Source organism: Pseudodesulfovibrio senegalensis, assembly GCF_008830225.1.
Taxonomy (GTDB): Bacteria; Desulfobacterota; Desulfovibrionia; order Desulfovibrionales; family Desulfovibrionaceae; genus Pseudodesulfovibrio; species Pseudodesulfovibrio senegalensis.
Genome location: NZ_WAIE01000001.1, coordinates 734193 through 748721, shown reverse-complemented (window position 1 = coordinate 748721; position 14529 = coordinate 734193). Strand labels below are relative to the sequence as shown.

The following is a 14529-nucleotide window of genomic DNA, read 5'->3' as shown; positions in this document are numbered from 1 at the left end:
CCGCCGAATCGCTAGCCCTGCAAAACGAAAAACCAGCCCACGCCGGAGAGGGCCAGCAACATGCACGGCCATGCGACCCGGCGCCACGCCTGCGCCATTTCCACCTTGAAGAACTGGCAGGTCAGCAAAAAGCAGATGTGAATGGGGGAAATCATGACCCCGGCAAACCCGCAAAACGAACCAAGCACCACATAGGGGACAACCTGATCCTGCATGCCCAGCGTGGACAAAACACCCAACATCAACGGGAACGTGGCGCCCACAAAGGCGACGTTAATGCCGGAAATGGCCCCCACCAGAAACGGCAGGAAAACGGCCGAGGTCACCAGCGTAGCCTTTCCTCCGGCAACTTCGGCCATGGCCTGAACCACATGGGCCGCGCCCATCACATCCTTGAACACGAAAATGGCCACGATCACCGCAAGCATGGTCCATAGGCTCTTTTTGCCCAGCACATCGCGCAGGAACCGCATGCCCAGCCCGTTCTGCACCATGACGCATCCGATACCCACCACAAGAGCCGCGATCACGCCCAGCTCGAACGGCACGGAAGGCAGGGTGGCGGCGATGACGCCCTCCAGCCCAAGTCCGCCCACAATGGCGATGATCAGCGGCAGTCCGTGAAACACCGCGGAACGCCAGCGGCAGTCGCCAACGGGCTCGGCACTGCCGGACTCAATCATGTCGGCAGGCAACACGCCCGGCCGCAAAAAGAAAATCCAGCCAAGAACCGTCATGACCAGAACGCCGATACCGGTGTGCAGGATCAGTGTCAAAATGGGAATATCGGCCAGGGCAGCGGCCAGAATCATGCCCGGATACAGGGGCCAGCCAAGCTCCCAGATATGCCGGAACCAGTAGTTCAGCAACACCCTGTCGCAATCCTCCATGGGCATCCTTTCGGCCACGGTGCGAACCATGGGTGCGGAAAAAACAGCGCCGCCCGGCATGGGCAACAGCCCGATGAGTGCGGGAAAAAACGCCAGCCGCAGCCGGGGATTGGTCAGGTAGCCGGACAGGGAATCCATGAGCCGCCGGGACTGGCCGGACCGTTCCATGGCATCGGACAAGATCAGAATGGACATGACGATGGCCGCCAGCAGCAGGAACTTCTCCTGCCCGAGCGCCTCGATCCCGACAAGGGCCCATTTCTGCGGAGCCATGCCGAACAACAGGGCCAGCGCAAGGCTGCCGGAAAGAATGGAAATGCCCAGCCCGATCCTGAAACGGATTCCGGCCAGCATGATGGCGAAAGCGGCAATGACCTTGAGAAACGGCAGGGAAGAGGCAAACAGGTCCATGATTGATTCTCCAATCAAATAGTATTTTGAGCCAAGTACGACACTTTGCAAAAAAATGAAACACCGTTTTTCGTTACCGAAGGCATGCCCCTTGCCCGCCGGGCCGCAATCCGTTACCGTGCCCGGCACCACAAGCCAAGGAGCAGGCATCATGAGCGAAAGCATTCTGCGGGAGCACATCCGCACCACCATATTGAACAGGGTCGAGGAACAGGATCAGGACAAACGCGCCGAAGCCCTTGCCGAATTCATGGCCGTGACCGGCGTGGCCCCGCGCGAGGAGACCATGCAGTCCGTGGCCACCATGGTTCCGCCCATCGTACACGACCTGTATGAAAAATGGATCGGCATGTTCACGGACCGGCTACTGGAGACCGCGCCGCGCAACGCCGTGGAAATGCTCTGCGACGGCACCGAGGAGAACAGCGCCGCGCTGGTGCTGGCCTACATCATGTTCCTCGAATCCGAACGCATGGAAAAACAGATCGACGAAGACCTCGCCGAATACGGGCAGAAAATGACCGGCTCGGATGAAATGGGTGATCTGGCCTCTTCCTACATCCGTGCCCGGCTCTCGGCCATGGCCGACAAGGCAGGCAAGTAGCTCCTGCGGGTCATCCGGCCCGCACCACCGGCAACTCCGCCCATGCGGACGTATACCGGGGCGAGCGCATGTCCTGCCGCATGGTCCATACCCGCTCCAGACCGGACGCGGCAAAACGCACGGTGTCGCGCCCCCAGCGTTCGTTGATGCCGTCCACGGCCCGCATCAGCCGCGACTGTTCGCAATGATCGCCGGGCACCGGGTCCAGCAGGCTCAGCCAACGCCCCTGCTCCTGTTCCAACCCGGAAAGCATGACCCCGCACTTCTTGTATTGATACCCTTCCCGAAACAGGCGCTCCAGCAGACTCAACGCCGCGCCGAGTACGGTGGGCGTATGCAGGGTGGCCGGGTGCACGGCCGCAAAACCGGAATTCGCATACTGGGGCAGGCCCGGCGCAAAGCGGTTGGTTTCCACGAACACCGTGACCCCGGAGGCCACGGAACCCTGCCGCCGCAATTTCTCCGCTACCCGCTCCGCGTGGCAGGCAACAGCCTCGCGCATCTGGGCAAAACATTCCACGGGCCTGCCAAAGGAGCGCGACGAAAGGATGCTCTTGCGCATTCCGGGATTCCGCTCCCAGCCGAAACACGAAATGCCGCGCAATTCCAACAGCGTGTGCAGTCCGGTCACACCCATGCGCCGCTTGACCCAGTTGCGGTCCATGTTCCTGAAATCCAGCGCGGTGTGAACGCCGTGCGCCTCCAGCCGCCGGGCATGGCGGCGGCCGATGCCCCAGATGTCCCGCACCGGCATGCTGTTCAGCACAAGCTCGGGCCGGAGCGAATTATCCAGATCAAATACCCCGCGGCAACGCTCCTGTTGCTTGGCAAACCGGTTGGCGATCTTGGCCAGCGTCCGCGTGCTGCCCAACCCCACGGAAACCGGGATGCCGGTCCAGCGCAGCACCGTGGCCCGCAAACGCCGGGCATGGCGTTCCGCTCCACCCGGCATACCGGAAAGCTCCAGAAACGCCTCGTCAATGGAATACACTTCCATGCGCGGCGAAAACCGCCCCAGCACGTTCATGACCCGGGCGGAAAGATCGCCATACAATGCGTAGTTGGAGGAAAACACGGCCACCCCATTGCGCCGGAGCATATTTCGATGCTTGAAGTATGGCGCGCCCATGGGGATGCCAAGGGCCTTGGCCTCGGCCGAACGGGCGATGATGCATCCGTCGTTGTTGGAAAGCACGACCACGGGACGCGACTGCAGGTCCGGACGGAATACGCGCTCGCAGGAGGCATAGAACGAGTTGCAGTCCACCAACGCGAACAGGGAGGCCATGACAGCCTACAGGGAATGAATGACGTGCACGGCAACGCCCCACAGGGAAAAGTCCGCTTCCGGCGGCACGGCCAAGGGCGCATACCCGGAATTCTCCGGCAGCAGCACGACCTGCCCTTCCGCGCTCCGGGCCAGACGCTTGACCAAGAACTCCCCGTCCACACAGGCGATGACCACATCCCCGGCCACCGGCGTGCGGGAACGGTCCACCACCAGCAGGTCGCCGTCGTGAATTCCGGCTTCGATCATGGAATCGCCGGTCACGCGCACGAAATACGTGGACTCGGGCCGTTGCACCAGATGCTCGTTCAGATCCAGCGGCCGCTCCATGTAATCGTCCGCGGGTGAAGGGAACCCGGCGGCCACGCACGAACCCACAAGGTTGCACAACACAGGCTCCCGGATCGGCCTTGTTGCCTTGGGTGCCAAGCCACACCCGGCAAAAAACAGCATCATGAATTCGCCCCCGCTTTCGTCAATCTTTGAAAAACAAAGTTGCGAAAAAGAGGCTCATTTGTCAATCTAAATTAATCAAAAATTGCCAAATCGGCTCCAGATGCGCGACAGCCCATCCAGATTGCGGGCCAACAGGTTCATGTAGTCGCTTTCAAGATTCTGCATTTCCCGGTCGTTGCGGCGCAGCCATTCGGACATCCACGCAAAGCGCATCCCCAGCAACATGTGCGGGAAAAACCGCATGGCATCACCGTCCAGCATCCCGCCCTGTCCCATGGATTCCAGCATGGCCGGAGCCAGCCCGGCATTGAGGGCGCCGGGGTCTTCGATGCCCACGCATCCCAGACAGTTGGCCGCGTCATACAGCACCGGGCGCGGCCCCGCGAACTCCCAATCGATGACCGCAGCCACGTCCATGCCGCGCCAGATCACGTTCAAAGGATGGAAGTCGCCATGGCACAGGCAACGGGGAAGATCGCCCCACACCTCGAACAACGGCGTCAATGCCGGACGCACCGATACCAGCGCACCGTGCAGTCCGGGCTGGCGGGTGCGCACGGTTTCCAGCAGTTCGTCCACGTATCCCGGCAGGTCGAAATCCGGTGTTTCGTCCAGTTCATGGACCGCCGCACCGGCCCGGTGCAGCCGCACCAGAAAATCCCCGAGGCTGCGCCCACGCTCCGCATCGTCCACAAAATCGGGCTGGGGCAACCTGTCTCCGGGCACATGCGGCGCAAGCTGCCAATGGTAGCCATCCAGCTGCGCCACAAAACCGCCCTGCGCAGACCGCCGATAATAGAGCACGGGCAATCCGGCCCCGCGCAACCGTTCCAGCGCCTGCCCGATGCGTTCCCGGCGTTCGTGCTGCTTTGGAAACAGCCGCTCCAGCACCCAGACCGCGCCATCTTCATCCTCCAGAACATGTCGCTGAACGCAACGCTCGGAACTGCCCGGAACAAATATGTCCGAACGAATGGAAAGGGAATCAATCCCCCATTGTTTCAATATATTGGATATATCCATCTTCAATCACTCTTTCTTCTTTTTACACGTTGTCATTCCCGCACCCTCTTTGGGCGCAGCCCACAACACCATGGAAATATCCATACCGCTCAACGGCGAGTGGGCTTTCATTCTTTGAAAAAGTCAGATAAGATCAAACTCTGAATGCCCGTTATCGGGCGTTTTCTTTTTCCCGGTTCACAAAAAAACACGATCCGCGGCCCCGGGCGATCACGCCGAGGCATTCTTCGCCAATTACGGATCCATAAGCAGATAAAACGAGATCACAAATGGACGAAAAACAAAAAAAACAGTTCAAGGAAGCCGTCCACAAGGAAATGAAAATTATACGGACGGAAATACCGCGGCTGGAAAAACAATGTGAACCCATTGCCCCGGATGCGTCCCTCGGACGCCTCACGCGAATGGACAACATCGTGAACCAGTCCGTGGCAAAAAAGCAGCTTTCCAACCTCAAAACACGCCTGCGCAAGCTGGAAGAAGCCCTCAGAGATGTGGACGAGGATGAAGATTTCGGACGCTGTGTGGAATGTGACGAGCCCATTCCCATGGCCCGGCTGTTGGCAATGCCCGAGACCCGCCTCTGTGTCGACTGCGCCGAATAGGGCTACTCGTTCCAGTCCCGAACCCGCAACTCGATACGCGGTACACCGGTAAACCGGTCTATCTTGGGCGTAAAGGCAAAAGTCATGGTGCTGCCCTTGCAATCCCTTGTAAGCTTGTCTCCCATGCGCCAGGCCTTGGCCGCAAGGCAGGCACCGCTCTGAGCATCGGCCAGCGAAAGCTTCACATGCTCGCGCTCCCGCCCGAACAGCCGGCAATCCCTGACCACGGCCGGGGGCGACATGAACACCGGCTCCGGGTTGCCCAGCCCGAACGGCTGCAACATCTCCAATTCCCGCAGCAAAGTGTAATCGATCTCGGAAAAGGACAGTGACCGGTCCACCTTGATGGACGGCACAAGCGGCTCCGGTCCGACTTCCTCCACCACGATTTCCTCGAATCGGTCACGCAGGGTTTCAAGGTCGTCCTTGCGCAATGAAAGCCCGGCCGCCTGCCGATGCCCCCCGAAGGTCAGCAACATGTCGGCCACGCGTGTCAGACCGCCGTGCAGATCAAACTCGGAAATACTCCTGCCCGATCCCTTGATGACTCCGTCGTCACCGGCGTCGCACAGGATCAGCGTGGGACGGTAATACTTTTCCACCACCCGCGAAGCCACGATGCCGATGATGCCCGGATGCCAGTGCCCGGCATAGAGCACCAGCGAACGCCGGTGCGACTGCTGCTCGGCCTGTTCCATGGCCTGTTCCGCGATTTCCGCTTCCTGCCTGCGCCGTTCGGTGTTGGCCATGTCCAGTTCACGCGCAAAGGGCATGGCCTCGTCCACGGATTCCGCCAGCAGCATGGAAAGGGCCTTTTGCGGATCGCCCAGCCTTCCGGCCGCATTGATGCGGGGGGCAAGGTTGAAGCCGATCTGTCCGGCCCCCAGTTCGGCGCGACGCTCATAGTCGCTGACTATTTTCAACGCCGCCATACCCGGACGCTCCGCCTCCTTGATGAACAGCAAACCGTTCTTGACCAGAATGCGGTTCTGGCCCGTGAGCGGCACCACGTCCGCCACGGTTCCCAGCGCCACAAAATCCAGCAGCGTGCGGATGTCGATGTCGTCGCACTCCAGCAGGCGGCGCAGGCGCACCACCAGCATGAAGGCCACGCCCACCCCGGCCAGATCATGGCTTTGCGGACAGGAATCGTCCAGCCGCGGGTCGCAGACCGCATGGGCGTCCGGCAAGGTCTCGCCGGGCAGATGATGGTCCGTGACCACCACGGTCATTCCCTTTTCCCGGGCATGGGCAATCGGGGCCACGTCGCTGATACCACAGTCCACGGTAATGAGCAGTTCAACACCCTGCGCGAACAGATCGTCGATCCCCGCAGAGTTCAACCCGTACCCTTCCTCAAGTCGGTTGGGCAGGTGGTGTTCGGTCTGCACGCCGCAGGCGGCAAAAAACGTCTTGAGCACGGCCGTTGACGTGATGCCGTCCACGTCGTAATCGCCCCAGATCCCGATTTTCCTGCCTTCACGCACACCGTGGGCCACCACCTGTGCGGCCTGTTCGAGCCCCGGAATCAGCGTGGGATCCATGAGGTTGGCCAACCCCGGAGAAAGGAACCTGTCCATTTCCTCACGGGAATGCAGCCCCCTGCTCCACAAGATTTCGGCAATGAGCGGGGATATCTCCAGTTTATCGGCAAAATCGGCAACAGAGGAGGGAACCTCCTCGTCGCTGCGCATAATCCAGCGGCAGGGCAAAAAACGACTCCTTGCGGTTAACGGGAAAAAACTAGCGGGACAGCATGCCCAGAAAATGTTCGACCGTATCGGACTCCATGGTCTCCTGCGCAAGCTCCACGATCTCGTCCACGTCAAGACGAAATTCACCGCAGGCGTTGATCACTTCGTCCGAACACTCGTCGCCTTCATCCATGCAATGAACCAACGCATTGGCAAGGCAGATGATGGCCGCCGCGCTCTGATGTTCCGGAGCCAGTGCAGGCACATGGTGCCAGTTGACCGGCTCAACCAATTCCGGCGGCAGGTCCCAATACTTGAGCACCAAGGCTCCCACAACGGCATGGTCAAGGCCCCAGTATTCGTCCTCGGCCTCGCTTTCCGGACATTCACGCTCCTCGCGCAGGGCCTGGATTGCCTCCCAGTCCTCGGGCCTGCGCATGGCCACGATGAGCTTGCCGATGTCGTGCAGCAAGCCAGCCGTAAACATGATCGAGGGCACCCCCTCGTCCACTTCGCGGCAAATCTGCTCGGCCAGCGTAGCCACCAGAAACTGATGACGCCAATATTCGTCATAATCAAATCCGCCGGGCAACGGGTATTTTTCGGTCAATCCCTTTACGCCGAGAGAAAGCACGATGTTGCGGATTTCAGCCAGGCCGAGCACGGCGGCTGCTCGCTTGACGGACGAAACTTCGGCCTGCAGGCCGTAGTAGGCAGAATTGGCAAGGCTCAGGACTCGCGTGGTCAGCCCCTGATCAGAACTTATGGTTTCGGCGATGTCCTCAAGGGACGACATGGAGTTGGCTCCGGTCTGCTTGAAAAGCTTTCCGAACAAGGTCGGGGAAAACGGCAAGTCCTCACGCAGGGCGGGCAGCTCCTGCAAAAATTCCTGAACGCGCTCCTGATACATCCTTCCCCCCCCACGGCACAGCGGGAACCATGCAACCGGTTATTTCATCGACAGATCCAAACTCTCTTTATCCGCTGCAGCAGTGCTGCCCCCGCCGGATCCCTGCTGTTCCTTGTTCAAAAAGTCCAAGAACTGCAGGCTTTCCTCCATGCGAGGATTCAATTCGAGGCTTTTCTTCAGATACTTGATGCACTCGTCCAGCTCACCCTTTTCATAATAGACGCGGGCAATATTGTGGTAGAGGTTTTCGTCGTCCTCCACCAGTTCCTCGGCGCGCAGGTAGTATTCCAGGGCCTGATCGAACATGCTGTTCTTGCGCAGGTTGATGCCGAAATCGTTGAACAGGTGCTTGTGCTCCTCCTCAAACGCAGCCTCCAGCTTGACCAGCCGCTTGAAGATATCATTGGCCTTGGTCTGTTCACCCCGGTCGAGATAGGTGAGGCCAAGGCCGAAATTGGCGCGAACGTTTTCTTCATCGAGGTTGGTGGCCTGCTTGAACTCGAACTCGGCACTGTATGCGGCTCCGCGCGAACGGTGTTTTTCGCCGCGCACGATTGTTTCGTTGAGTTCCTGCATCTTGGGAAAGACCGTACTGACGTAAAATTCCGGCTCAGGATTGAACTTGCCGAGGAAATCATCACGGGGCACGTCACGAGTGGGACCGGAAGGCACGTAGTTCAAGTTCAGCGGCTGGACGACAACATCGCCCGCATCATTCTCGTTGCAAAACCAGAATGTCTTCTGGATGGTCTTGCGCTGGGTGGTTCCGGTGCCGACCTTGACCACGGACTGTGTGGAAAAGACTCCTTGAATCCGGTCTTCCCCAAGTCCTTCAATCTTTTCGGTCCGCTCCGGACTGCCGCTGTTATCGGTCATATACCCTCACTTCATGACAAGGCCAAAGCCATCTCGTCCATAATATCCCGTGCTGCCGCACATGGATCCGTCGCGCCGGTTACCGGCCGGCCGACCACAAGATAATCCGAACCGTTGCGAACGGCCTGCGCTGGCGTCACCACCCGGCGCTGATCATCCCCGGCCATGGCTGCGGGACGTATTCCGGGAGTCAGGCAACTGAACCCGGTGCCACAGGATGCCTTGATTCCACGGGCCTCCAAAGCAGAACAAACGACTCCATTCAGGCCATATTGCTTGGCTTTCACAGCCAGGTCAAGCGCCAATACCCCCGGCTCGGGAGCATTCTTCAGGGGCAGGTCGTCAGGTCCCACGCTGGTAAGCACGGTCACGGCCAGCACAATGGGCGGAACCTGCCCGGAAGCAAGCCCCATGTCCCGGCCCTCAAGGGCTCCCTCGGCCATGCGCCTGCCGCCCAACGCGTGAATGTTGACCATGTCCACGCCCATGTGTGTGGCAGAACGCACCGCGCCCTTCACGGTATTGGGAATATCGTGAAATTTGAGATCAAGAAAGACCTTGAACTCCATTTTCTTGAGACTTTCCACAATGGCTGGCCCCTCGGCGGTGAACAATTCCATGCCCACCTTGGCCCATGGAACCAGCCCTTCCAGCTTTCGGGCCATTCCAAGTGCGGCTCCGGCATCCTGATAATCAAGCGCTACCACCAGTTCGGCCATGCTATTTCCCCCATCCCGCAACAAGGGTTTCCACCATGCCGGGACGCAAGGCGGGATTGGTCCGTCCGGCAAGGTACACGGCCCGCAACTCGGCATACGCTTCGTCCAGGTCATCATTCACGACCCAATGGTCAAACCGATCGGCCTGTTTCAACTCGCCGATGGAATTGCCGAGCCTGCGCTCGATGGCCTCGTCCGAATCCGTGCCCCGGTCGCGCAGGCGGCGTTCCAGTTCACTGCGGGAAGGCGGCAGCAGAAATACGAACTCACCGTCTTCAAAAGTCTTTCGAAGCTGCATGGCGCCCTGCACGTCAATATCGAACAACACGTCCCTGCCCTGGGCCAGCATCTCCTGTACCGGAGCCGTTGCCGTGCCGTAATAATTACCGTGCACTTCGGCCCATTCCGCGAATTCCCCGCGGGAACGCATGGCCACAAAGCAGTCCCGGGAAACAAAATGATACTCCCGACCGTTCTGTTCCTGACCGCGCGGTTCGCGGGTGGTGTAGGATATGGAAAACCCGAAATTCGGGAACTCCTCCATGAGCCGTGCGATCAGGGTGCTCTTTCCCGTGCCGCTCGGCGCGCAGATAACCAGAATGAGCCCCCGCCGGGGAGTTCGGTCGGACGCCATCTATTCCCCCTCTTCCGAGCTGAAGCGCTGGCCGATTGTCTCTGCCTGAATGGCGGAGAGGATGACGTGGTTGGAGTCGGTGACGATGATGGCTCTGGTCTTTCTGCCCTGCGTGGCATCGATGAGCCGTCCTTCCTGCCGGGCGTCCTCGCGCAGACGACGCATGGGTGCGGACGTGGGGTTGACGATGGTCACGACCCTGCCGCTGACCACGAAATTACCGAAACCTATGTTCAAAAGTCCCTGTTTCTGCATATGTCGACTCCTACTCTATGTTCTGAACCTGTTCGCGGCACTTTTCCAGTTCGGCCTTGAAATCCACCACCATGCCGCTCACGTCGGTGTCCTGCGCCTTGTTGCCGCAGGTGTTGATTTCACGGAATGTTTCCTGAAGCAGAAAATCGAGTTTCTTGCCCGCTTCGCCCTTGGACGAAAGCGCTTCGTGCAGGCGGTCCAGATGCGTGGACAAACGGGTCAGTTCTTCGGAAACGTCAAGTTTATCGGTCAAAATGGCTATTTCCTGCAGCATGCGGTCTTCGTTGTACTCCGCGTCCAGCGAATCCATGATCTCGCGAATGCGATCCTTGAGATTGGCACGGCGGGTTTCCAACACCTGGGGGATGCGCTCGGCAATGCTCTCTGAAAGCCCCCGCAGCACGTCCACGCGCGTCAGCAGGTCCTCGGCCATGGCTTCACCTTCCACCCGGCGCGATTCGCGCCAGTTTTTCAAGGCTCCCCTGAGTCCGGCGGTCAGGCTGTCGGCCAGGCCCGGATCGGGCTCGCTGTTGTTGTCGCGCCACAGCGACGACATGCTCAGTACCTTGTTGAAATCCGGGGTATATGTTTCGCCGAAGCGTTCAGCCTGTTTTTCCATTTCGCGGAACATGGCGTTTGCCAGCGGTTCGTTGAAGCTCACGCCCAGAGCCTCGGCACTGAGCATTTCCAGATTGAGCGAAATATCCACACGGCCTCGGGAGGCAAACGTGCGCACGACCTTTTCCCAGCCGTTTTCAAGCGAACGAAGGTTGTGGGGAAGGCGCCACTTCACGTCCAGAAAACGGCCGTTCACGCTACGGACTTCCCAGACATGGGACCATGCATCTTCCGTTGTTTCAAACCGGCCATAACCGGTCATGCTGACAGGCATATCTTTTTCCTTCTGTTTTTATGCACGTTGTATACGAGCCGACCCTTTTTGTCAGCCGCAAGATATACGCGCCTGCGGCACCCGCATTACACGGGCACGCATTGCAACACCCCGGAGCAAAGCTCCACCGGGCGACAGCGAACCAGCGAACGGGGACGGAGCGTACACCCTCCGGCCTGAATACGGCACGGCGCGTAAAATTCGCAAATGCCTTTTCCGCTCTCATCCTGCACCAGAACCAGAAGCTCGGGCAAGGTTCCCAGATGTTGCAGAAATGCTTTTTTCTTCTCGTTGACCACAGCGCGCAACCGGGCTGCGCGCTGCTTGCGCACAGGCACGTCCACCTGATCCGTCATTTTGGCGGCCGGCGTTCCGGGCCGTTGCGAATACGGAAACACGTGCCCGTAGGTCAGGGGCAACCGCCTGCAAACGTCCATGGTATTTTCGAACTGCTCTTCGGTTTCGCCGGGAAAGCCCACCAACAGGTCGGCTCCCAACCCGTATTCCGGCCAGATATCACGCAGCTTGTCGCAAAAATCCAGAGCCTGTTCCGGGCTGTAATGCCCCCGGCCCATGCGTTTGAGCACCTGCGGGTCGCCGCTCTGCAGGGAAACGTGCAGCTGCGGGCAGACCAGCCGGGATTCTGCCAGAACATCCAGCGCGTGGTTGTCCAACTGGCCCGGTTCCAGCGAGGAAATGCGAAAGCGTGCGCGCCCGGCCCATTGGCCGGCAAAGGTCGCCTCAAGGTGCGCCACCATGGACCAGAAGTCCTGCCGGGGCAGCAAATCCCTGCCGAAATGCCGAAGATTCACGCCCGAAAGGATCATCTCCCGAAATCCGGCGGCCAGCAGGCGCCCTACCTCGTTTTCGATCTCGGCCACAGGGCGGCTCACACTGCGGCCGCGCGCAAGGGGCACGATACAAAAGGTGCAACGGTGGGAGCACCCGTCCTGCACCTTGACCACAGGCCGGGCCCGGTCATATTCGGAAATGTGAAAGGGCATGAAAACCGGATCGGAGCCCTGGTCGGCCGTGGAGGCTGCCCCACCCGCGTCCGGTCCGGCCAGCAGCTCGGCCTTGTTCTCCTGCGCAACAACGCGGACAACGCCGGGCAGTTCGGCCAGGTCATCACCCATGACCTGCGCCGCGCACCCGGTAATGATGATGCGCGCTTCGGGATTGTCGCGATAAAAACGACGCACGCTCTGGCGCAGGTCGCTCACGGCGTTGGCGGTCACAGCACAGGAGTTGACCAGGATCACATCCGCACATGACGGATCATCCACTTCCACGGCCTTTTCCGCGATGGCTTCAGGGGACCGACCGCGGCCGCTATTCCCGCACCATGCTTCCGCTATGGAGCGCGTTTCGTATTGATTGATCTTGCACCCGAGGGTGGCGGTGTAAAAGCGTATCATGTATGTTTGTCAATATCGGATTTGTTCGCTCATTATCCCGCCCGGGATGGATATGAAATCGTCCCGAACGACGTATGGACTTTGCCGCATTTTTTGCTTTACGGCTTGATGATGGGGGCTACTCTCAAAACAGGACGCGGTCAAGAAAATGAAGGGAAATGCACAAACATGGGGCGCGGTGATATGCCTGCTGCTGGCATTATTGGCCTGCACGCCACAATCCGCAGGAGTGGGCGCAAGCGTGGGCACAGGAACCGGAGGCGGCGGACTGATGGTCTCCATCCATCAGGAATTCCTCTATGACGGCCCGGGAGCGGCCTATTCACAAAACCGGGGTTCGCTGTTGCTGTTCAAGGACGGACGCTACGAGGCTGCGGCCGCAGCCTTTGCCAAAACACTGGCTAAATACCCCGGCAACACGGACGCGCTTTATTTTCTCGGACTTTCTCTTGTGGCATCCGGCGAACGCGACAAGGGATTTGCCCTGCTGGCCCGGTTTCGGGATCCGCTGCGGTTTCGTCTCAGCTCCGAAACCCGCTGGTGGGCGAGCTACCTGAGTAAAAAGCCCGACCTTGCCGTGCCCGACATACTGGCCACCATGCGCCGCATCCGCGCCGAGGCATACCGCGAAGGCATGCGCGAAAAACGCGAAAACCTGTTCGGATTTCCCTGATGCCGACTACAGGGCCGCAGTGATGATGCCACCGCCAAGAACAACACCGTCTTCGGTATAGACCGCCGCCACCTGTCCGGGCGTGGGGCGCGAGTGCGGTTCCACGAAATGAAGCAAGACCTTGCCGTCACGCATCGCAAACCGGCTCGGCTTGGCCTGCTGGCGATAGCGGGTCTGCACCCAGACCTGTTGGGGCCATGTTTCCGGGCCTGTCATCAGGTTCAGACTCTCCACCACGCACCCCGGCGACTCCAGGAGTTCTTTCGGCCCCACGATCAGGGTATTGGAGACCACGTCCTTGTCCAGAACGTACAGCGGATGCTGCCATGCCACGCCCAATCCACGCCGCTGGCCCTGCGTATAGCGCCACAGCCCCTTATGCGTGCCCACGCGGGTTCCGTCGGGCAACACCATGGCTCCGTGACCGGGCATGGAGCCGCGCGCAACGAGAAAAGCCTGATAATCGTCGTCCGGCACAAAACAGATTTCCTGGCTCTCGGACGGCAGGGGCGGTTCAAGGCCATGACGGGAAAGGATTTCGGGCACATCCTTCTTGTGCACGTCCGCAAGGGGAAATTCCGCACACCGCAAACGCTCAATGGGCACGAGCGAAAGGAAATAGCTCTGGTCCTTGGAACGGTCCGCGCCGCGCACCAGCATGGAGCCCCACGGAGCCACGTCCTGCATGCGCGCATAATGCCCCGTGGCCAAACGCTGTGCTCCAAGCGTGCGCACATGGTCGAAAAGGCTGCCGAATTTCATGAGAGGATTGCAGGCTGCGCATGGATTCGGGGTCAGGCCCGCACGGTAATCGGCCACAAAACGGTCCACCACGCTCTGCTCGAATTCCCGGTGCAGGTCTACCACGTGCAAGGCTACGCCAAGCGTGTCGCAGGCTTGCTGCAAACCGTCTCCGACGGCTTCCCACTGCGGTCCGGGCCGCAGGAAATAGGCATGCACGGCCAGCACGGACCTGCCCTGCTCCTTGAGCAGACACAAAGCCAAGAGACTGTCCATGCCGCCGCTCACACCTACGGCCACACTGTTTTTGCCTGAATCGTTCACAAGGCGCACCATGGCACGGACCAACGAGCCAAGGCAAGCCCGCAAAACTATAACATCCGGGCACTGAACAAACAGCCCCAAACCATGTATGGTACCGCATATTGCCATGACTACCG

At 59.8% G+C, this 14529-nt stretch carries 16 protein-coding genes; 3 read left to right on the top strand and 13 right to left on the bottom strand.

The features are described 5' to 3' along the window. Positions 1-11 precede the first annotated feature (11 nt). Positions 12-1301 carry a DUF401 family protein gene (locus F8A88_RS03380; RefSeq protein ID WP_151149652.1) on the bottom strand — a complete coding sequence of 430 codons (1290 nt, stop codon included), beginning with the start codon at positions 1299-1301 and terminating at the stop codon, positions 12-14. Positions 1302-1452: 151 nt separating this feature from the next. On the opposite strand from F8A88_RS03380, the gene F8A88_RS03375 reads away from it, so the two are divergent. Then, positions 1453-1905 (top strand): hypothetical protein, encoded by a 453-nt coding sequence (locus tag F8A88_RS03375; protein ID WP_151149650.1) that lies wholly within the window; start codon positions 1453-1455, stop codon positions 1903-1905. A 10-nt stretch (positions 1906-1915) separates the two neighbouring features. Here F8A88_RS03375 and F8A88_RS03370 read toward each other — a convergent pair whose 3' ends face one another. The 3 genes from F8A88_RS03370 to F8A88_RS03360 form a co-directional block, all read right to left on the bottom strand. After that, a complete protein-coding gene (locus F8A88_RS03370; protein WP_151149649.1) occupies positions 1916-3193 on the bottom strand; it encodes a Y-family DNA polymerase in 1278 nt (425 codons plus the stop codon). A 6-nt stretch (positions 3194-3199) separates the two neighbouring features. Continuing rightward, positions 3200-3649, bottom strand: coding sequence for a LexA family protein (locus tag F8A88_RS03365; RefSeq protein ID WP_206666391.1), 450 nt, complete (start codon positions 3647-3649; stop codon positions 3200-3202). 75 nt (positions 3650-3724) lie between these two features. Continuing rightward, the gene (locus F8A88_RS03360; protein ID WP_151149648.1) at positions 3725-4672 is read right to left on the bottom strand and encodes a phosphotransferase enzyme family protein; all 948 of its coding nucleotides are present in this window, start codon (positions 4670-4672) and stop codon (positions 3725-3727) included. Between the two features lie 269 nt (positions 4673-4941). Between F8A88_RS03360 and F8A88_RS03355 the strand changes: the two genes are divergently transcribed. After that, positions 4942-5277, top strand: a complete 336-nt coding sequence (locus tag F8A88_RS03355) for a TraR/DksA family transcriptional regulator (RefSeq protein WP_151149647.1) — start codon at positions 4942-4944, stop codon at positions 5275-5277. A gap of 2 nt (positions 5278-5279) precedes the next feature. Here F8A88_RS03355 and recJ read toward each other — a convergent pair whose 3' ends face one another. From recJ to F8A88_RS03315, 8 genes are all read right to left on the bottom strand, one after another. Continuing rightward, positions 5280-6989: a single-stranded-DNA-specific exonuclease RecJ gene (recJ, locus tag F8A88_RS03350; protein ID WP_421958068.1), complete on the bottom strand. Its 1710-nt coding sequence runs from the start codon at positions 6987-6989 to the stop codon at positions 5280-5282. 31 nt (positions 6990-7020) lie between these two features. Next, complete coding sequence (locus F8A88_RS03345; RefSeq protein WP_151149645.1) at positions 7021-7881, bottom strand: HDOD domain-containing protein; 861 nt, start codon at positions 7879-7881, stop codon at positions 7021-7023. Positions 7882-7920: 39 nt separating this feature from the next. Then, a complete protein-coding gene (locus F8A88_RS03340) occupies positions 7921-8757 on the bottom strand; it encodes a tetratricopeptide repeat protein (protein WP_151149643.1) in 837 nt (278 codons plus the stop codon). Positions 8758-8768: 11 nt separating this feature from the next. Next, positions 8769-9476 carry an orotidine-5'-phosphate decarboxylase gene (gene pyrF, locus F8A88_RS03335; protein ID WP_151149641.1) on the bottom strand — a complete coding sequence of 236 codons (708 nt, stop codon included), beginning with the start codon at positions 9474-9476 and terminating at the stop codon, positions 8769-8771. A gap of 1 nt (position 9477) precedes the next feature. Next, positions 9478-10110: a guanylate kinase gene (gmk, locus tag F8A88_RS03330; protein ID WP_151149639.1), complete on the bottom strand. Its 633-nt coding sequence runs from the start codon at positions 10108-10110 to the stop codon at positions 9478-9480. Further along, positions 10111-10365, bottom strand: a complete 255-nt coding sequence (locus F8A88_RS03325) for a DUF370 domain-containing protein (protein WP_151149638.1) — start codon at positions 10363-10365, stop codon at positions 10111-10113. A gap of 10 nt (positions 10366-10375) precedes the next feature. Then, a complete protein-coding gene (locus F8A88_RS03320) occupies positions 10376-11257 on the bottom strand; it encodes a YicC/YloC family endoribonuclease (protein WP_151149637.1) in 882 nt (293 codons plus the stop codon). An 86-nt stretch (positions 11258-11343) separates the two neighbouring features. Then, a complete protein-coding gene (locus F8A88_RS03315) occupies positions 11344-12675 on the bottom strand; it encodes a MiaB/RimO family radical SAM methylthiotransferase (protein WP_151149636.1) in 1332 nt (443 codons plus the stop codon). Positions 12676-12823: 148 nt separating this feature from the next. Here F8A88_RS03315 and F8A88_RS03310 point away from each other — a divergent pair, with 148 nt between their 5' ends. Then, positions 12824-13348, top strand: coding sequence for a tetratricopeptide repeat protein (locus tag F8A88_RS03310; RefSeq protein WP_151149635.1), 525 nt, complete (start codon positions 12824-12826; stop codon positions 13346-13348). Between the two features lie 6 nt (positions 13349-13354). Here F8A88_RS03310 and mnmA read toward each other — a convergent pair whose 3' ends face one another. Continuing rightward, positions 13355-14425 (bottom strand): tRNA 2-thiouridine(34) synthase MnmA, encoded by a 1071-nt coding sequence (gene mnmA, locus F8A88_RS03305; protein ID WP_151150245.1) that lies wholly within the window; start codon positions 14423-14425, stop codon positions 13355-13357. Positions 14426-14529 lie beyond the last annotated feature (104 nt).